At 57.9% G+C, this 18,862-nt stretch carries 18 protein-coding genes and 1 pseudogene; 6 read left to right on the top strand and 13 right to left on the bottom strand.

Annotation, left to right across the window (positions count from 1 at the left end; translation table 11 throughout):
- Entirely contained in the window at positions 1-1,038 is a 1,038-nt protein-coding gene (locus AC1DCP_RS17240) for a sensor histidine kinase (protein ID WP_038493696.1), read from the top strand.
- Positions 1,039-1,248: 210 nt separating this feature from the next.
- Here AC1DCP_RS17240 and AC1DCP_RS17235 read toward each other — a convergent pair whose 3' ends face one another.
- Positions 1,249-1,473 carry a hypothetical protein gene (locus AC1DCP_RS17235; protein WP_003517740.1) on the bottom strand — a complete coding sequence of 75 codons (225 nt, stop codon included), beginning with the start codon at positions 1,471-1,473 and terminating at the stop codon, positions 1,249-1,251.
- A gap of 129 nt (positions 1,474-1,602) precedes the next feature.
- On the bottom strand, positions 1,603-1,812 hold the full coding sequence (locus AC1DCP_RS17230; RefSeq protein ID WP_003517737.1) for a cold-shock protein: 210 nt from the start codon (positions 1,810-1,812) through the stop codon (positions 1,603-1,605).
- Positions 1,813-2,036: 224 nt separating this feature from the next.
- Here AC1DCP_RS17230 and AC1DCP_RS17225 point away from each other — a divergent pair.
- A pseudogene (locus tag AC1DCP_RS17225) lies at positions 2,037-2,242 on the top strand (type II toxin-antitoxin system VapC family toxin); the annotation flags it as partial.
- 66 nt (positions 2,243-2,308) lie between these two features.
- On the opposite strand, the gene AC1DCP_RS17220 reads toward AC1DCP_RS17225, so the two are convergent.
- From AC1DCP_RS17220 to AC1DCP_RS17200, 5 genes are all read right to left on the bottom strand, one after another.
- Positions 2,309-4,312 (bottom strand): CocE/NonD family hydrolase, encoded by a 2,004-nt coding sequence (locus tag AC1DCP_RS17220; protein ID WP_476774493.1) that lies wholly within the window; start codon positions 4,310-4,312, stop codon positions 2,309-2,311.
- Between the two features lie 105 nt (positions 4,313-4,417).
- Positions 4,418-6,031: an ABC transporter ATP-binding protein gene (locus AC1DCP_RS17215; RefSeq protein ID WP_065705364.1), complete on the bottom strand. Its 1,614-nt coding sequence runs from the start codon at positions 6,029-6,031 to the stop codon at positions 4,418-4,420.
- On the bottom strand, positions 6,028-6,852 hold the full coding sequence (locus AC1DCP_RS17210) for an ABC transporter permease (protein ID WP_019566413.1): 825 nt from the start codon (positions 6,850-6,852) through the stop codon (positions 6,028-6,030). Before AC1DCP_RS17210 ends, AC1DCP_RS17215 begins: the two co-directional genes overlap by 4 nt.
- Complete coding sequence (locus AC1DCP_RS17205) at positions 6,849-7,796, bottom strand: ABC transporter permease (RefSeq protein WP_065705367.1); 948 nt, start codon at positions 7,794-7,796, stop codon at positions 6,849-6,851. Before AC1DCP_RS17205 ends, AC1DCP_RS17210 begins: the two co-directional genes overlap by 4 nt.
- A complete protein-coding gene (locus AC1DCP_RS17200; protein ID WP_013761343.1) occupies positions 7,796-9,358 on the bottom strand; it encodes an ABC transporter substrate-binding protein in 1,563 nt (520 codons plus the stop codon). Before AC1DCP_RS17200 ends, AC1DCP_RS17205 begins: the two co-directional genes overlap by 1 nt.
- 234 nt (positions 9,359-9,592) lie before the next feature.
- Here AC1DCP_RS17200 and AC1DCP_RS17195 point away from each other — a divergent pair, with 234 nt between their 5' ends.
- Positions 9,593-9,859, top strand: a complete 267-nt coding sequence (locus tag AC1DCP_RS17195) for a CBU_0592 family membrane protein (protein ID WP_003517727.1) — start codon at positions 9,593-9,595, stop codon at positions 9,857-9,859.
- Between the two features lie 6 nt (positions 9,860-9,865).
- Here the strand turns inward: AC1DCP_RS17195 and AC1DCP_RS17190 are convergent, their stop codons facing one another.
- Both AC1DCP_RS17190 and AC1DCP_RS17185 read right to left on the bottom strand, forming a co-directional pair.
- Complete coding sequence (locus AC1DCP_RS17190; RefSeq protein ID WP_013761341.1) at positions 9,866-10,756, bottom strand: LysR substrate-binding domain-containing protein; 891 nt, start codon at positions 10,754-10,756, stop codon at positions 9,866-9,868.
- Positions 10,757-10,874: 118 nt separating this feature from the next.
- On the bottom strand, positions 10,875-11,093 hold the full coding sequence (locus AC1DCP_RS17185) for a hypothetical protein (RefSeq protein ID WP_320187698.1): 219 nt from the start codon (positions 11,091-11,093) through the stop codon (positions 10,875-10,877).
- A gap of 298 nt (positions 11,094-11,391) precedes the next feature.
- On the opposite strand from AC1DCP_RS17185, the gene AC1DCP_RS17180 reads away from it, so the two are divergent.
- The gene (locus AC1DCP_RS17180; RefSeq protein ID WP_013761339.1) at positions 11,392-11,718 is read left to right on the top strand and encodes a GCG_CRPN prefix-to-repeats domain-containing protein; all 327 of its coding nucleotides are present in this window, start codon (positions 11,392-11,394) and stop codon (positions 11,716-11,718) included.
- Positions 11,719-11,987: 269 nt separating this feature from the next.
- Here the strand turns inward: AC1DCP_RS17180 and AC1DCP_RS17175 are convergent, their stop codons facing one another.
- Together AC1DCP_RS17175 and AC1DCP_RS17170 are read right to left on the bottom strand one after the other, a co-directional pair.
- Entirely contained in the window at positions 11,988-12,782 is a 795-nt protein-coding gene (locus AC1DCP_RS17175) for an SDR family oxidoreductase (RefSeq protein ID WP_476774492.1), read from the bottom strand.
- Between the two features lie 251 nt (positions 12,783-13,033).
- A complete protein-coding gene (locus tag AC1DCP_RS17170) occupies positions 13,034-13,924 on the bottom strand; it encodes a LysR family transcriptional regulator (RefSeq protein ID WP_142851537.1) in 891 nt (296 codons plus the stop codon).
- A gap of 133 nt (positions 13,925-14,057) precedes the next feature.
- Between AC1DCP_RS17170 and AC1DCP_RS17165 the strand changes: the two genes are divergently transcribed.
- A complete protein-coding gene (locus tag AC1DCP_RS17165) occupies positions 14,058-15,572 on the top strand; it encodes an MFS transporter (protein WP_236773626.1) in 1,515 nt (504 codons plus the stop codon).
- Positions 15,573-15,723: 151 nt separating this feature from the next.
- Here the strand turns inward: AC1DCP_RS17165 and AC1DCP_RS17160 are convergent, their stop codons facing one another.
- Complete coding sequence (locus tag AC1DCP_RS17160) at positions 15,724-16,659, bottom strand: MYG1 family protein (protein WP_476774491.1); 936 nt, start codon at positions 16,657-16,659, stop codon at positions 15,724-15,726.
- A 253-nt stretch (positions 16,660-16,912) separates the two neighbouring features.
- The gene (locus AC1DCP_RS17155; RefSeq protein ID WP_112673904.1) at positions 16,913-18,196 is read right to left on the bottom strand and encodes a cystathionine gamma-synthase family protein; all 1,284 of its coding nucleotides are present in this window, start codon (positions 18,194-18,196) and stop codon (positions 16,913-16,915) included.
- A gap of 126 nt (positions 18,197-18,322) precedes the next feature.
- On the opposite strand from AC1DCP_RS17155, the gene AC1DCP_RS17150 reads away from it, so the two are divergent.
- The gene (locus tag AC1DCP_RS17150) at positions 18,323-18,781 is read left to right on the top strand and encodes an Lrp/AsnC family transcriptional regulator (protein WP_065705377.1); all 459 of its coding nucleotides are present in this window, start codon (positions 18,323-18,325) and stop codon (positions 18,779-18,781) included.
- Positions 18,782-18,862: the final 81 nt, after the last annotated feature.

Genomic DNA, 18,862 nt, shown 5'->3' with positions numbered 1-18,862 from the left:
ATGATGGCATTGCGCGTTTTGTATGTTGATGATGATCCGGCTCTGGCGCGGCTTTCCAGCCGGATCCTTGGTCGTCACGGAATGGAGGTGGTCCATGCCGCATCCGTGGCGTCCGGGCTCAAGATGTTTCAAGACGAGCAGTTCGATATCGTCGTTCTGGACCATTACTTCCAGACATCGACGGGAATGGAGTTCCTTGCCGCGATTCAGTCCTTGCCGGGGCGGGTTCCCGTTCTTTATGTAACGGGATCGAACGAAGCCCAGATCGCGATCGACGCCCTCAAGGCGGGTGCCGCCGACTACGTCATAAAGAATGTCGGTGACGACTTTTTCCCGCTGTTGCTTACGGCTATCGATCAGTCGCTGGAAAACCATCGTCTGCGTCAGACGAAGGAGGAATCCGACCGGTTGCTGGTAAAGGCCAAGGAACATGCGGAAATGATGGTGAAGGAGATGAACCATCGGGTCGCCAACAGCCTCTCGCTGGTATCCGCCATGATTCGCCTGCAGATAAACACCATCAAGTCTGAGGAAGCCGAAGTCGCCTTGCTGGAAACCCAAAGCAGGATTTCGGCGATCGCCGGCGTTCACCGCAGCCTTTACAATACCGACAATATAGGTCTGGTATCGCTCAATTCGTACCTGACGTCGATCATCGATGGGTTGTTTCAGGCGGTTCCCGGATCTTCGTCCATTACCGTCGAAACATCGCTTTGTGACATCAGCCTCAAGGCAGACCATGCCGTAGCTCTGGGTGTCATCATCACCGAGCTGCTGACCAACGCGCTGAAATACGCTTATCCAGATCAATCCGGCACGGTTCGCGTCGAACTTTCGGAAGAAAATCGGCAATTTGTTCTCGTTGTCGAAGACGATGGTGTCGGTTCAAAGCCCGACGCATCTCCGCGTGGTACTGGCCTCGGAACAAAGCTGATTATGGCAATGGCTCAGAACATTGGTGCTCGCGTCGAGCAAACGCATACGCACCCGGAACAGGCCAAGGGAACGCGTTACACGATGACCTGGAGCGAGACGTAAACGCCGATAGCTTCGGTTTTTAAATATAATTCTAATTTAGTGATTTAATATAACTGGCGCCGCGCTTGGGCAGCTGGAACGTAAGCTTGCCAGGGAGTTGACAGGCATGCAACAGCTCAAGGCCCGGCGTCTGTATATACCGGGGTGGTCAGGAAGCCGTCCGATACGAATTGGCTTCAGGCACCTGTTCTGACGATGCCGTCAAAACCATCATCGTGCACGGGCACGCTTGGCAAGAAGAGCGGATGTCGCAGAAATGCGATCAGACTGTTCCTTTGCAAGACGTGCTTCCCGCAGCCGCAAAGTCTTGGCGTCGCGGGACTGCGTGATCGAATCAAGCTCGTCGAGCGCTTTGTCCTTTGCGAAGAACGGCGTCTGGATGTTGCTGAAGGCAACCTCGGCCTTCTGGCGCGAGATACTGTATTTTTCTGTCATGGGTGTTCCGGTGGTAAGGCTCGACATGCGAGCGGAAAACAAAAGGCCAGGCAATTTGCCTGGCCTTGATTGGTTCGGGGTGCTTCCGGCAGTGCCAGTACATCCGTGGTCAAAGGGAAGCAAAACCCGTTAGGCAGCCTGCAGATTGCAGGCCGACATTTTGCCGGACTTGTTGTCGCGTTCCAGGTCGAAGCCGATCTTCTGGCCTTCGACGAGTTCGCGCATACCAGCCCGCTCAACAGCGGAGATATGAACGAAGGCATCTGTGCCGCCGTTGTCAGGCTGAATGAAGCCGAAGCCTTTAGTGGAATTAAACCATTTAACTGTGCCAGTGGTCATGATGAACCCTTTCATAGCGATAGAGGACCCACAGCACTGAGAAGCGCTGCGAACATTGATAGCGATTTTGAAAGGAAAGGTTCGTTCAGAACGCGGTGCCAATCGCGCAACAAGCAAAGCTAAGCAAGCAAATTCGATGGTTCGTTATAGCGTGCTTGCACGGTTGCGTCAACTATTAGTTTTTCTAATTTTTGCGTCTCGACAAAAAGTTGTGCTTGGCCATCCCTTTTACTCGCTCCGCATTGTTTTTAGCGGGAAGGTCTTCACGCAGTATCGCCGTGCAGGCGGATCCCGCACAGACGTTTTGCCAGACTCTTTTGTTGGGGCTCATGCCGCAGTTCAAGGTCTCCCGCTTCTGACACGAGACGTAGGCCGATATCGATCCTGTTTCCCAACCGTGACATTGATCGCTCCTAAACAGGAAAGCTGACAGATACGGTACCGAGACAATGGCATGTTTTAGGCCCCCGCAAATAGCTGCAGGGGCCATGCAACATCAGATGAGGTCGCGTTTGTAGCGCTCATCCCACTTCCGGGTTTTGACGAGGCTGCCATTTTCGAGTGCCGAAAGTTCTCCGGTCAGGTAGAAATTCTCCCTGTCGGAGTGCATCTCGGTGCGGCTATCGATCTTGATGCGCCACCCATCGCGGCCAATTTCATATGTCTGGGTGAGGACGTATTTCGCGGAGAGGGGATCTCCGTCGCGAATGGTCAATTCACGCCGCAGGCTATGGCTGAGTTCGGTGTCGATGTCGTCAAACCGCAACACGCCCTCGCCGAACAAGCCGCCCACGCCTTCCGTGACATAGGTGTTGATACCCGTCTCATGGTCCTGTTCGGTCCAGCGGCGGACCGTGCCGGGATCGACCTGCGTCATGGGTGTCGATGGGCCGTGGGCAGGGGCCTCGAAACGCACAGGCTTGTCGTCACAGGTGGCACGCACGGGCAGGTCAAGCGCGCTTTCTGCAACGGAAATGCTGATCGTCGCATCGTAAGGCGATGTCCATACCATCGGCCAGTAGGCCGTGGCGATGGCGAGTTGCAGCCGGTGCCCTTTGGCAAAACGATAACCGCAATCATTGAGCTTGATTTTGACATCGTAAAATTTGCCGGGTTCCAATGCTTCCGGATTTTCGTGGCTATCGCGGTGGGTCAGGTTGAAAACCTGATAACTGACACGTGTGACACGGCCATCCGGCAGGACGTCGTTGAGGCGCAGTGAAATCTGCGCGACAGGGCAATCTGCGGCAATACGCAGACGCGCTACCGGCGCACCGAGAATATCGAAATCCTCTTCCATCAAGGCGGTTTCGAAAACGAGCGCGCCACCGTTGTCGAGCCGCTGATCGGTTGGATGTTCACCGGGACATCCGGTCGCCATCCATTCCCCGCCCGCCTTGCCGTGGCTTTGCGGCGAACGAATGCTGAGAATTGCCGGTTCGCTTGCCGTATCGCGCAGTTCCTTCGCTGCACCGGGGTAAAGTGAGCGGGTTGCAATTTCGGGCGAAGGCCATGTTGCTTCACCCACCCAGCGGCCTTGCGTCGTCGTGCGCGTACCGGTCGGTTCGATCGTGTCGCTGACGAAGGCGCGCAGCATCGGCTCGTCCATGACGCCGGTGTCCTTGCCTTTCAGCCAATGGTCCCACCAGCGCGTTGCTTCCTGCAGGAAGCCAATTGCGGGACCGGGAACACCATCTTGGGGGTAGATATGGCCCCACGGACCGATGATGCCGCGACGCGGGACCTGAAGGTTCTCCAGAAGCCGCGGGACGGCATTGGTATAGCTGTCCGCCCATGCGCCGATGGCAAGGACCGGGCATTCAATTGCGCTCCAGTCTTCGCAGACCGAGCCGTGTTTCCAGTAATCGTCGTAACGTTGGTGTTCCAGCCAGAGGGCGGGAAAGAAGGGGAGCTTCTCCAGGCGCTCGATCCAGCTGTCGCGCCACGTGTCACCGACGATCTCCGGATCAAGCGGACGGCTCTGATAAGCAAGCATGATGGTGCCCCACCACAGATTGTCGTTCAGCAGCAGGCCGCCCATGTAGTGAATGTCGTCGGTATAACGGTTGTCCGTCGAATAGGCGGTGATAACGGCTTTCAGTGCCGGCGGACGGCGGGCGGCGACCTGCAGGCCGTTGAAGCCGCCCCAGCTCTTGCCCATCATGCCGACATTGCCGGTGCACCACGGCTGGCGGGAAATCCAGTCGATCACCTCGAGTGCGTCGTCCTGTTCCTGCTTCAGATATTCGTCTGCCATGTGGCCATCGGATTCGCCGGTGCCGCGCATGTCCACGCGAATTGCGGCATATCCCTGGCTGGCAAAATAGCCGTGCATCGGCTCGTCGCGCCCGCGGGTTCCGTCTCGCTTGCGATAGGGAATATACTCGAGAATGGCGGGAACCGGCGATTGTTCCGCGCCCTCCGGCAGCCAAAGGCGAGCACCAAGGCGTACGCCATCGCTCATGGGAATCCAGATATGTTCTTCAACACGTATTGTCATTTGGGGTATTCCAGTCGGGTCATTTGAAGCGGGCATCGCTTTGCCGGGAGACAACAATGAAAGAATGCGAGGCGACACCCATCAAAGAGTGAACCGCCCCGCAGATCATGCGGCGGGGAGGCCACGTCTTGCCAGCACGCCATCCAGCCAGTCGCGCCGCAGTTCGGGGACCGAGGTGATGAGCTGTTCGGTATAGGGTTGGTAAGGAGGTGCAAAAACCTCCTTGGTCGTGCCGGTTTCGACAATGCGGCCATGCTGCATCACCATCGTCCTGTCGGCGAGCCGGCGAACGACGCCGAGGTCATGGGTGATGAACAGATAGGAGACGCCCAGTTCATCCTGCAACGAGCGCAACAGTCTGAGAATTTCTTCCGCCACGAGAGGATCAAGTGCCGATGTCACCTCGTCGCAGATGATAAGATCGGGTCTTGCGGCAAGTGCGCGTGCGATACACACGCGCTGCTTCTGCCCCCCGGAAAGCGCTTTTGGCAGGCGCTCTGCAAACTCCCGGGGCAGACCGATCAGGTCCAGCAACCGGTTCACCTCGGAGGCGCGCTCATCGTCATTCATTCCGAAATAGAACGACATGGGACGGCCGATGATCTCGCCGACGGTGTGGCGCGGATTGAGCGCCACATCCGGAAGCTGGTAAACGAGCTGGATACGGCGAAGATCTTCGCGCGAACGCCTGGAGTACTTGTCCGCAAGCCGGTGTCCAGCCAGCGAAATGACTCCGGAGGATTGCGGCGGCAACCCGGCAATAACCCTGGCCAAAGTGGATTTTCCCGAACCGGATTCACCCACGACTGCCAGTGTTTCGCCCTTTCGGATTTCGCAGTGAACGTTGTCCAGCACCTTCTTGCGACCGTAGTAGGCGGTGACGCCACGCGCTTCCAGCAGGATTTCACCACCCCTGTTCTGGACGGATTCGCCGGACATGCTGGCTTGGCGTTCGGATACAAGGCGGCGCGTATAGTCTTCCTGCGGGTGCTCGAGGATATCCTCGGCAGAACCGGCTTCTACCTTTTTGCCATGGCGCAAGACCATGATGCTGTCAGCAATCTGCGCGACGACGGCAAGGTCATGCGTGATGTAGAGGGCGGCGGTATTGTAGCGCTGGATGAGGCTGCGGAGCAGGGCCAGAACCTCTATCTGCGTGGTGACATCGAGTGCCGTTGTGGGTTCGTCCAGCACGAGTATGTCAGGGCGGCATGACATCGCCATGGCCACCATCGCGCGCTGTAACTGCCCACCGGAGACCTGATGCGGGTAACGGTCGCCGAAATTCTGATAATCGGGAAGTTGCAGCGCTTGCAGCAGTTCCAGCATCCAGGCTTCGGCTTCCCGCCGGTTCATGACGCCGTGGTAAAGTGGCCCCTCGATAATCTGTTCGCCAATCTTCATGGCAGGGTTGAACGCCGCAGCTGCACTTTGCGCCACATAAGCGATGCGCGCACCGCGCGCCGCCTCACGACCGGCGCGATCCACCGTCATCAGCGAAACGCCATTCACGACGATTTCTCCACCAACGATTCGGCAACCGTTTCGGCCATATCCCATGGCGGCAAGCCCGATGGTGGATTTACCGGCGCCGGATTCACCGATCAGCCCTTTGACCTCACCGCGCTTGAGATCCAGATCGATACCATCAACCAGAATTGCTCCATTCGGCGCAGCAACTTTCAGGCCGCGAATTTGCAGGACTTCATTGTTACTCATCGGTCTGCTCCCTGAATTGCGCTGCGGCCAGCCAGCAGCCAGTCCACGACGAGATTGACGCCGATGGTGAGAACGGCGATGGCAGCGGCCGGATATAGCGGTGCGTAGAGACCGTAAAGAATGGCCTGCTGGTTGTCCTTCACCATGCCGCCCCAGTCTGCGAAAGGCGGCTGAACGCCAAGCCCGAGAAAGGACAGACCGGCCACGAACAGAAAGGTGAAGCAGAAACGCAGGCCGAATTCCGCAATGAGCGGCGGCAGGGCATTGGGCAGTATCTCCCTGAACACCAGCCAGATCAGGCCTTCTCCGCGCAGGCGCGCGGTCTCGGCATATTCCAGCACATTCACGCCCTGGGCGACAATGCGCGCCAGACGGAAGACGCGGGTGGAATCCAGAAGCGCAATGGTCACTATCAGCACGGGGATGGACGAGCCTAGCGCCTGCAGCACGACAAGAGCCGAGATCAGCACTGGAATACACATGACAGTGTCGACGATGCGCGAGAGAACCATATCGAGCCAGCCGCCAAAGATGGCCGCGATGAAACCAAGCGTGATGCCGATTGTGAAGGAGAGCAGGGACGCCGCCAGCGAAACGCCGATGGAGATTTGCGCACCGGCCAAAAGGCGCGACAGCATATCGCGTCCGTTCTGATCAAGGCCAAACCAGTGCATTGCCGAAGGCGGATCGAAAGGCGAACCGACGATCTCCTCCTGCCCGAAAGGCGCGATATGCGGACCGGCTGCGAACAGGACGATGTTGACCGAAATGATGAAAAGACCGACCCATGCGGTTGGGGTGATGGTGCGGAGCATTTTCATCGGGGATGCCTCAGGCGCGGGTTAAGCGCAATTGCCGACACATCGGCAATGATGTTTAGAATGACGTAGGTTGCGCCGAAAACGAGGGCTGCCGCCTGTACCAGTGGAAGGTCCCGCTTCGAAACGGCATCGACCATGAAACGGCCAAGGCCGTTATAGTTGAACACGGCCTCTACCAGCACCACACCGGTGATGAGATAGGCGATGTTGAACGATACGACGTTGACGATCGGGGCCGCGGCGTTGGGAAGCGCGTGGCGGAGAACCACGCGTTTGGTCCGCAACCCCTTGAGATAGGCTGTTTCGACATAGGCCTGATCCATCACCGCAAGAACGGCGGTACGGGTCATGCGCAGCATCTGCGCCACAGTCACCAGAACCAGCGTCAGAGCAGGAAGCGTGGTGGCTTTCAGCCAATCCGCAAAGCCCATGCCCGGATAAGTGTCGGCAAGGCTCGGCAAAAGATTGTACTGCACGGACACGAAAAGGATCAGCAACAGGCCCAGAAAATATTCCGGAAGGGAAACAAAGCCCAGCGCAACGATGTTGACAGCCCGATCGAACAGGCTGCCGCGCCAGATGGCACTGAACAGACCCAGAAGTACGGCAAACGGAACGGACACGACGGCGGCATACAGCGCCAGCGCCATGGTGTTCCAGAACCGCGGCCATAAGAGAGCTGCAACGGGCTGGTGGTTTGCCAGCGAATTTCCAAGGTCGCCGGTCACGAAACCGCCGAGCCAGGAAAGATAACGTTGCAGAAGGGGCTGCTCCAGACCGAGATCGGCGCGCAGCACGGCGAGAGATTCAGGAGTCGCATTCTGTCCGAGTATTGCCGACGCCACATCTCCGGGAAGAAGCTGAGTGCCGGCGAAAATAAGCGCCGACACCAGCAGAAGCGTCAAAATACCCAAAGCAATGCGCTTCAGGATAAGCTTAGTCATTATGCGTCCAACCAGACCTTTTCAGCGAGACGGGCACCCATGAAGTTGAACATCGGATGCGTGGTCACGCCCTTCAGTTTCTTGGATGTCGCATCCAGATAATCTCCGAACATCGGGATCATGGCGCCACCCTCATTGGAGATGAGCGCCTGAAGCTCGGCATAGATTTCCTTGCGCTTCGCATCATCGAGAAGTGCACGCGCCTCGATGAGTTTCCTGTCGAAGTTTTCGTTCTTCCAGTGCGTATCATTTTGCGCCGAGGTGGACTGGTAAGCGATGGTCAGCATCTGGTCTGCTGTTGGGCGTCCGCCCCAGTATGACATGCAGAATGGAGCTTTCATCCAGACGTTGTCCCAGTAGCCATCGGCGGGTTCGCGCTTGATAGAAACATCGATGCCGCCCTTGGCCGCACTCGTGCGGAAAATCGCCGCTGCATCCACAGCGCCGGAGAAGGCGGCGTCGGAAGCGGAAATCTCAACCTTGAGCGTATCGAGGCCAGCCTGCTTTAGATAAAACTTCGCCTTCTCGGGGTCGTAGGGACGCTGCGCCAGATCCGCGGCATAAAAGCGGTCAGAACTCGGGATCGGATGATCGTTCCCGATGCGGCCGTAGCCACGCAGCGCGGTTTTCAAAAGCTGCTCGCGGTCGATGGCGTGCTTGATGGCAAGGCGGATATTGTTGTCCTTGTATGGCGCCTGCGTGCAATCCATCAGGAATGTGAAGTGCTGGCCGCCAGCCGATTGGACGATGTTGAGGTTGGGGTTACGGCGCAGCAGGTCTACTGTCTTGAAGTCGAGTTGGTTGATCGCATGGACCTGACCCGACATCATGGCATTGGTGCGTGCGGCGATATCGTTGATGACGATGACTTCCACGGCGTCAACGTGAGCGGCATTCGGCTTCCAGTAATTCGGATTACGTGTAAAGCGCGAACGAACGCCCGGATCGTAGCTTTCGAACACGAATGGCCCGGTGCCGACAGGTTTGCTGAAATCCGTCCAGCCTTCGGGCACAACGAGGAAATGGTAGTCGGACAAGATGTAAGGAAGGTCGGCATTGCCGCTTTCGAGGACGATCTTGACCTCGGTGTCGGAAAGCTTGTCGACGCTCTTAAGCGCAGACGCAACCGAGCGTGCTGCAGAGGTGGTTTCGCCACGGTGCAGGTTGATGGAGTAGATGACGTCTTCCACGGTCAGGGTCTTGCCGTTGTGGAAGGTGACACCCTGACGCAGCTTGAAGACCCACTCCACGGCGCCGGGCTGCGCTTCCCAGCTTTCGAACAATTCAGGCACAGCGTGATTGCTGGCATCGATCTCGACAAGGCCGTTCATGATCATGAAGGCCTGATTGACCGGCACCCAGTCTTTCAGGATGCGGGGATCGAGGTTATCCGTGGTGCTGCCGCCGCCGATACCCAATTTCAAAACGCCACCCTTCTTCGGTGTGTCCGCGCCTTGCGCACTGGCGTCTGTGATGAAACCGGCAGAAAGCGCCGCGAGGCTGGCCGCGCCGGCAAGAAAATGCCGCCGGTCGAGCGAGAAGGAAAAGGGGGAGGATGTCATGTTTGGGTTCCCTGTTTTTTATCGGGGCCGGACGAGGCGCGGCTGGCAGTGGCGTATCGTACTCGACGGTTCGGCACTAGATACCGATGCGCGCAGGGGGGTATGATTTTTGCGCATGGGGTCATGAAATCTGAGCGCATCCGGTTATCTGCGAAGCGGAGTAAAGGGATGCGCCGGAGCGGGTCCGGTGTAGCAGGCGCTCGCCGGGCGGGCGTGTTTATGGAGTGGATACAAATGGGGCTAGCGGATCTTGTCGGCCTTGCAGGAGCGTTTTTTTATCTCTTCGCCTATGCCCTGTTGCAGCTACGACTTCTGACGATAGAAGACTGGCGCTACACTCTCTTAAACGTTCTGGGTGGCGTGTTTCTGATCTACTCGCTGATATGGAATTTCAACCTCGGCTCGCTGATTTCACAGGTCGCCTGGCTGCTGTTCACCATCATCGGCTACGCGCGGTTCCTCCTGGACCGGCGCCGCAAGACACCTCCTGCGCAGGCATGACGGGTTTCAGCGCGCGGTTTTATGGTTGTCTGCAATCAGCCAATCGGAAACCTCGCGCACAATTTTACGCTGGTGGCGATCTGCCGGTCGCATCAGGTAAAATTTGCCTTCCGAGCGCATGGCATGGGAATGCACAGGAACGAGCGCTCCGCTATCCAGTTGGTCGCGGATGAGCCAGGTCCACCCAAGCGTTGCACCAAGCCCCTGCGATGCCGCCGCGACGCAGAGGCCATAGTCTCCGAGTTTCCACTGGATTGCATCCTGTGGCGGCAACAGGTGTGACGAGCGCCACCAGTCGCTCCAATCCTGCCATTCCCGCATCGAATCTTCGATGGAGATCAAAACCGGTGCCCTCTGCTCCATAAGATTGGTCATGCCGCGGGCAGAAACGGGGACGACCTCCTCCTGGCCGAGTTCCGATAGCCAGACGCCAATCGGTCTTTCCTTGCGATAGAAAATAGCCAGGTCGAATTCATCCAGACGCAGATGTGCCACATCGTCAGTTACCCGCACCCGCAATTCGATGCCGGGAATATCGCGTTTCAGTTTCTGCAGGCGAGGCATGAACCATTGATCCGCAATCCCGCGAGAGCAGGCGATGGTGATCTGGCTGGCGCCGGTCCACGAGCGGACGCCGTCCGTGACACTTGCGATATCGAGGATCAGCCGCGATATATCGATCGAGTAGTTTTCGCCGATGGTCGTCAGTCGCACGCCTGTCGGCACGCGCTCGAAAAGCTTGGAGCCAATGAACGCTTCCAGCTTGCCGATCTGCCGGCTGACGGCGCTCTGCGTCAGGCCCAGCTCGTTGCCCGCGCGGGAGAAGCTGCCCAAACGGGACGCTGCCTCAAAAACAACAAGCGCCTCCAGCGGCGGCAATCTAAAAGACGGTTGCATTCAGGTTCCCAAAAACAGAGTTTGCGATCCGATACACCGCCGCCGCAAACTCTTCAATTTTTTTGGGATTCCATGCTGCGCTGAGGCTTTGCCACTAGCGCCTTTCTGTTACCCAAGATTAGGGCTGACGGTCCGGCATTATCAGCCAGAACAATTGCACGAGGTCGCGCCAGGTTCGAGCCAGATCCTCGGCCGTCGATGTCAGCTCCCTGTAAATATAGATGCCCGCAAGCGTGAGAACGGCTGCAAGCGTTAGAACGACCAACAGCACCCAAGGCCAGATGAGGCGTTTGCTCTTTGGCTTTGGTTCGGGCTTTGTGTCCAGATTGGGGTTCAATCACCGTCTCCTCATTCGCTTGAGGACTATGACGAAAACCGCGGGACTGCAACCGGAGGGGATACATCGCGCCCCTTCAAACCACTGGCACATAAAAGAATAACAGGTCAGCATTGACTGGGGCGGGGCAGTGAGCCGCGCCGCCTTGACGCCGCTTCACCCTTTCGCAGCGGTCGGAACGCGAAGCCGTTATCTGCCACAATTGTGGAGTTTTTGCCACGAAAACATCAAGATTCATTCAGCCACAGTTCACCGGCAAGGGCGCTAAATCCCTCCATCCCGGAAGGAGGGAGATGAAATGCGTAAGATGATTTTAAGCGCTGGAATAATTCTCGGTGCCCTGTTCGGCAGTGGCGCGAACGCTATGCCTGTCGGTCAACCGGCCGCACCCTTGGCATCCAACGTTCAAAGTGTGGACTATGCTTGCGGACGCGGCTTTCATCTATCGCCGCGCGGATATTGCCGGCCCAATGGACCGCCGAGATATGAGCGCGGCTGGGACAGACGTGATCGCTGGGAAGCCCGCAGGGAGTGGCGTGAACGTCAGGCCCGCAGAGAATGGCGCGAGCGCAGAGATTGGCGCGAACATCGCGAATGGCGAGACCGTCGCGACTATCGATGGTAATGAAAACAGGCCCTCTCCGAACCGGGAGGGCCTTTTCCATCTGGGTGCGTCTTGAGTTTTTAGCGACGATCGTCAACGCATAGATTGATCGGTTTGCGCCAATTGCCGTCATAAATCATTTGGGCCGAACTCTTCCCAAATGATCCAAGGTTTTGACGCGTTTGCCGGGAGTGCCACAGAACTGGTCGGTGGAAGTTCGACCTTTACTATCTTCCATCATAATGGGGGCAATGGACCAAGAAGGTGCGGTCATTCCATAGCCCGTTATTCTAGTTTCCCGGTGCTGCGGCTGATCCTGCAAGAATGCCGCCATCGATGTTCAGTTCGGCCCCAGTCATATAAGTTGCCTCGTCAGATGCGAGCAGGACTGCGAGTGCGGCTACCTCCTCGGCTCTGCCAAAGCGTTGCATGGGCGTTTCTTTGACCAGCGCGGCTTCACGATCTTTGCGATCCGGGCCATTTCCCAACATCGGCTCCCACATCGGTGTCATCACGGCTGCAGGGTGAATTGAATTGCACCGGATGTTCAGGCCCTGACCGGCGCAATATAGGGCCACGCTCTTGGTGTGGTTGCGGACGGCGGCCTTGGATGAGGCGTAGGCCGCTGCCATTGGAATTCCGACAAGCCCTGCGCGTGAGGAAATGTTGATAATCGACCCCGCACCATTTGCTCGCATGGCGCGGATTGCATAACGGCAGCCCAGAAAGGTGCCATCCAGGTTGACCGCATGGACCTTGTGCCAATCAGCAAGTTGGGCATTTTCTGGATCATGGGCTGGCGGGGCCCCTTCGAATGGTCCTTCAAAGCCTGTTATTCCCGCATTGTTGACGACGACGTCCATCTTGGGAAATTGACTGGCAATTTTCGCCCAGTCTGCCTCGCATGCGACGTCGAGACGGACAAACCTCCCGCCGATTGAGTCTGCGGTCAACAAGCCGCCATCCACGTCTATATCGGTAACGATGACCTGTGCCCCCTCGTCAGCAAACGCTTGGGCGATAGCCGCACCAATTCCGCGCGCCGCGCCGGTCACGAGTGCGGTCTTTCCAGAAAGTCTGGGCATGAATGTTCCTTTGATGCAAATGCTGAGCTAGCCAACGCGTCGTTTTAAAAAGACTGCGCTGTCATCGACGTAAGTCCGGATTATCGGCGATCTTTGTCCATGGTCATAAACTCCTCATCAGCATCCCTTATTTACCCGCCACTGTCTTATTGGTCAAGAAATGCACCGTACAAGTCCGCCGATGGCTTCAATGGACGAACTCCACCGGCGCGCATAAGCCCGCCAGCATCTGTCATGCGCAGATACTCCAGTCAGGTTTCGACAAACAGCTTTTCGATCGCAAAATCGATGAAAGCGCGCAGCCGCGGCGCCATGAAGCGGGCTGATGGCCAGACAATTGAAAACTGGCCTGGTGCGGCGAGATGTTCGTTCAAGACCGTCTCGAGCAGGCCATCCCTGATGGCGTCCGTCGCCAGGAATTCAGGCATGTAAGCGAGCCCCATCCCGTCAATCGCCGCCGCCCTTATCGCCTCCATATTACCGCAGGTGAGGGCGATACGCATGCTCGACAGGGGGTTGTCGCCGTTTTCCAGCAGCCATTCTTGAAACCTGCCGGAGGTCGGAAAGCGGAAGCGCAATGCATCATGCTCTGGCAATTGGCTGGGGTGCAGGGGTGTGCCCATTCGTTGAAAATAGTCCGGCGACGCGCATAAAATGAAGCGGAATGGACCAAGACGCCGCGCTATCAGGCTGGAATCATCAAGCTCGCCACTGCGGATTGCAGCATCGAAGCCGCCCTCGATCAGATCGACGCGCCTGTCGTTAAAGTCGAGTTCCAGATCGATATCGGGATAACGCCGGCGAAATTCAGGCACTATCGGCAGCAGAAAGCGGTATCCGATTGTCGGAAGCGTCACGCGCAGACTGCCGCGGGGCAGGGCCAGATTGTCCATGACTGCTTCATGTGCGTCGCGCAGATCGGTCAGGATGGACCGATACCGCTCAAACAGCATTGCCCCTTCATTGGTCAGGGAGACCTGCCGGGTGGTGCGATTGAACAGCCGTACGCCCAGAGATGCCTCCAGTCGGGCAACGCTTTTTCCGACAGCAGAAGGTGACAGGCCCAGGCTCTGCCCGGCCTTGGCAAAATTCAGCCTTTCGGCAACCCGGACGAAGGCATCGATCTCGCTCAACTTATCCATTGTCACTGATTAGAGAATTTTAATCCGCAATGAAAGGCCCGTGAGGCCGATTGTCGAATTGATGTCGTCTGATGAGGATGGATGCCGATACGCGACCTTGGTGTCGCGACCCCATTTCACGATTGGAGTTCGCATGAACGACGCCCCTCATAGAGCCTCAGCCAGCCGGAATTCGGTATTGGTGGCGGTGTGTCTTGCCGCCTTGACCCTTCCTTTGAACTTCTCCGCCGGTGCGGTTGCCACGCCGGCGATCGGGCAGGACCTCGGGGGATCGCCTGCATCCCTGACCTGGATCACCAATGCCTTCATGCTGGCTTTCGGAAGTCTTCTGATGGCGGCAGGCGCGCTGGCCGATCGATATGGCAGAAGGCGGGTGTTCTTGATCGGCCTTGCGCTGTTTACCGGCTTCTCCTTTGCGCTTGGATTTGCGCCTTCGGTGTGGATCATCGATCTGCTACGTGCCGGTCAAGGCGTGGGCGCCGCCGCTGCCCTGGCCGGAGGGACGGCCGCACTTGCGCAGGAATTCGACGGCCACGCTAGGACGCGCGCCTTTGGGTTGCTTGGAACGACCTTCGGCGTCGGTCTTGCATCTGGTCCGCTGCTGACGGGATTGATGATCGAAACGGTCGGATGGCGGGCAATATTCCTTGCCGGCGGCCTGATCGGCCTCCTTGCCCTGATCCTCGGCCCGCCACGGATGCGTGAAACGAGGGATCCCAATGCGGCGGAACTCGACTGGCTGGGCGCTGCAAGCTTTACCCTCACACTCACCCTCTTCACCGTTGCGATGATCGAACTGCCTGTTCTCGGGTCTAACGGTATCATCGCTTTCAGCACAGGATTTGCGTTTTCGCTTGCAGCCTTCGTCTTGATCGAAATGCGGGCAGCGCGGCCAATGCTGGACTTATCGCTGTTCCGTTATCCGCGGTTCGTGGGGGTGCAGCTATTGCCAATCGCCACCTGCGCCTGTTTCGTTGTTCTTCTTGTTATCATTCCGTTGCGCCTCATCGGTATCGAGCAACAAGGAGCAATCGGGGCGGGGTTCATCATGTTGGGACTGTCGGCTCCGATGCTGGTGGTGCCTATAGTCGCGACGATGTTCGCGCGTCATGTTTCGCCGGGCATGCTCTGCGGCATCGGCCTGCTGATCTCCGCCTCTGGCCTCGTCTGGCTTGCCGGCTTCACGGCAGAGGATGGAGCCATGATCGTTCTGCCCATGCTCGTCATCGGGGTGGGCGCCGGTCTGCCATGGGGCCTGATGGATGGCTTGTCCGTTGGCGTCGTGCCGGTGGAGCGTGCGGGAATGGCGACCGGCATATTCAGTACCGTGCGGGTTGCCGGTGAGGGCATCGCGCTTGCAGTCGTCAGCGCCGCCCTCTCGGCATTAACCTCGGCATCCCTCGGACGGCTGGCGCCTTTGTCTACGCCCCTCTTGAATCAGACAGGTCAGCGTCTGGCAGTGGGCGACCTCGCGGGTGCAGAGGCAATATCGTCCCACATCGGGGACGACCTGTTGCGGGATGCCTATCAGACTGCGTTTTCGACACTTTGCTGGTGGCTTGCCGCGGTGACGACGCTATGCGCCATCGCAGTCCTTTTCCTGCTGCCCAATAGTGCTGCGGTCGCCGACAAGGTGACGGCTCCGTAGATTATCGGGAACGAACACGGTGTTCCCGGTTGGGCATGGAGGAGGAGAGTCCAGTGATGCGGCCGAAGAACATTTGCGGGCATATCCTTTGATATGCTCCGCCGGCCCGCCTTCCGGGCGATCTCCTACTCATGTGCCGTTGTTCAATGAACTAGACTACGGGAGCAGGCAAGATCGCCTCTTTCACAGCCAGCTCTGCCATGGCGAGGGCGGCATCACGGGTTTTGGCGGCGGCAATAAACCGGCCGTTGTGGCAGAAACTCGCGCCTTCAATGCCGCAAACGGCTTCCAGATCGCCATTTGTAAGGCCAGCCCATGCCGCAGGCAGATCTGCCCGCAGTTCAAAGCCTTCATCTGCGCGACGGATACCGGTGAGACACCAGTCCTTGTCACGCGGGTGAACGACAAACAGCAGATTGTCGGCGCTCGCCTTCACAATGGCGGGCCGAAACGGCATGCCCATCGGCAATTCCAGAATATGACCCTCACCGGCATCGACGATAGCCTGCATTACAAGCGCCTCGGCGCGCAGTTTCGCAGCGCTTTTGGCTATTTTCGCCTCGACGAAGCTGCGGGCAATGACGAGCGCCGCGTGGAAACTGCGATCATCGGCTTCGGGGTCGGTCTCGTCAAAAACAGGTTTCAGAGTTTCCAGCAGGACAGGCAACGTCAGCGCAACCAGCGGCCCGGCGACGGAGGGGCTGACCGCACCATTGTCGACCAGATCGACCGGCAGCACAAAGCTGCCATCGAAAGAGGTATGGACGGTTTCGACATGTTCATCGGGGATGCCGAAGGCGGCAAGATAGCCCCGACCGAAATGCTTCCAGATTAGTCCGAATGAACTATATGGCTGACCGTCATCCCTCAGCGGCGCGCCACGCTGATGGTGATCGAATATCCTGCTTGTCGCGTCATAGGCGCCGCCGACATCGTAGATGATGCGGTCCACGCCGGGGGTGATCCATTCCGGCGCCCGGCTGCGGACGATGCGGGCCTGCGGGAAAAGTCGGGTCAGGATGACGCTGGACAGCAGTTCGTCGGCATGGAAGCCACCGGAATGGGTGACGAGAAAATCCGGGATCATGTCAGGATAAGCCTTGTTGCTTGCGGGAGGTCCGCCTGGAATTGAGGCACCTGATACCCTTTGCCCGACGCCATCTCAACCCGTCATTCGCCGCTTCTGTATCATATTGCCGGTTCGGGACCGTCTCCACTCGTAGCGGAAGGTAACGCCGCTCCCCTTATAGCCTTCCTGCACTACGTTGATTTCCGTGTTTCGTATGTACTGGAAAACCCATAGGTATTGCAGTCGGGGAGGAGCGGCATTTGCCTCTTCGTCAGGCGGCATCCAGAGAGAGGGTCAGGTCGGCGACCAGATCGTCGGGATGTTCGATGCCGATTGACAGCCGGATCGTGGAATCAAGCACACCAATGCGCTGGCGGACGTCGGCCGGAACACCCGAATGCGTCATCGTTGCAGGGTGGGAGGCGAGAGATTCCGTACCGCCAAGGCTGACCGCGAGTTTGAATATCGTGAGAGCGTTGAGGAATTTGAAAGACGCTGCCTGCCCGCCCGCAATGTCAAACGAGAAGGTCGATCCCGCACCGGTGCATTGATCTGCAAACACCTTGCCCATCGGAGATTCCGGATCGTGAAACGGCAGATAATGGATTTTCTCGACCTTGGGATGCGCCTTCAGGAACTCGGCCACCACCTCGGCATTGCTGTTTGCCCGCTCCATGCGGATTTGTAGCGTCTCAAGCGAGCGCCCGAGCATCCAGCACGAATGCGGGTCGAGCTGGGTGCCGATCGCTCCGCGTAATGCCTTCACCTGCTTCATGACATCCTTGCGACCGAGCGCTGCTCCGGCAATGAGGTCGGAGTGCCCGCCAACGTATTTTGTCAGTGAATACAGCGAGATATCGGCACCGTGCTCGATAGGCCGCTGGAACACCGGACCGAGGAGTGTGTTGTCGCACGCGATGATTGGCCTGTGCCCCTGCTTCTGGCCGATCACGTCTGCAACGCGGCTGATCATGGGGATATCGACAATACTGTTTGTCGGGTTGGCGGGGGTCTCGATGAGGATGACGGACACCCTGCCTTTCGCCATCGCAGCCTCTGCGGCGGATATCACCGAGGCCTCGCTGACACCATCGGCGAAACCCACCGCCGAAACGCCGAAATTGTGGAAGGTCTTGGCCAGCAGCGTCTCAGTGCCGCCGTACAAAGGCTGGGAATGGAGTACGGTGTCGCCGGGCCGGACGAAAGCGAAAAGCGTCGTCGAAATGGCGGACATGCCGGACGAGAAGAGCGCACAACTCTCGGTGCGTTCGTAAACGGCAAGGCGGTCCTCAACGATCTCGCTATTGGGATGGTTGAAACGCGAATAGACGAGGCCTGCACCTCTGCCTGCTGGCGGCTCCTTGCGGCCGGAGACATAGTCGAAGAAGTCGCGACCGTCTTCCGCCGACTTGAAGACGAAGGTTGAGGTCAGAAACACAGGCGGCTTCACCGCTCCTTCCGACAATTCCGGATCGTAGCCGTAATTGAGCATCTGGGTTTCAGGATGGAGAGCGTGGTTGCCAATATGGGTTTTAGACGGATGCGGTGCGGTCATTTGCGGAAGGTCCTCCTCAACAGACGTTGAACTGTCCGCAGCTTACATCCAATCAAGCCAAAATACCTTGCATTCTGAAGCGTGGATATGTCTGATGAAGCAATATATTGCGGAGAATAGTGCTTTATGTCGCAAAAAATTGCAGATCCAATCGACCGGCGGATAGTCAAGGAGCTGTCTGCCGACGCAAGGATCACCAACAACGAACTTGCCGAGCGAGTCGGCTTGTCGGCATCTGCATGTCTGCGGAGGCTGCGACGGCTGGAAGAGACGGGGGTGATCAAAGGTTATTCCGCGATCGTTGATCCGGCAATCGAGGGATGGACGATGACCGCGCTTGCATCCATCCGCCTCAGTCGCCAGCACGATGACGAAATCCGGATGTTCGAGGCGGCCGTTCTGGACTGGGACGAGGTTCTGGAATGTCACCTCGTCACGGGTTCGAGGGACTACATGCTCAAGGTCATGTGCGGTGGGCTCGAGGACTACGAGCGCTTCATCAAGGAGAAGATCGCGAAGCTGAAATGCGTCGACACCATCGAGACCAGCTTTGTCATGAACACGATCAAGGCGCGGCACATCTAAGCTTTGCTAGAAGCTCCGCGCCCGGTGTGTTCAAGCTCCGAGAACCGGAGCTTGAACCGTTTGGGGGTGCGATCGGACGAC

Source organism: Agrobacterium sp. 10T429 (assembly GCF_056393925.1).
The sequence above is the reverse complement of the archived record's forward strand: the minus strand, read 5'-3'. Positions and strand labels throughout refer to the sequence as shown.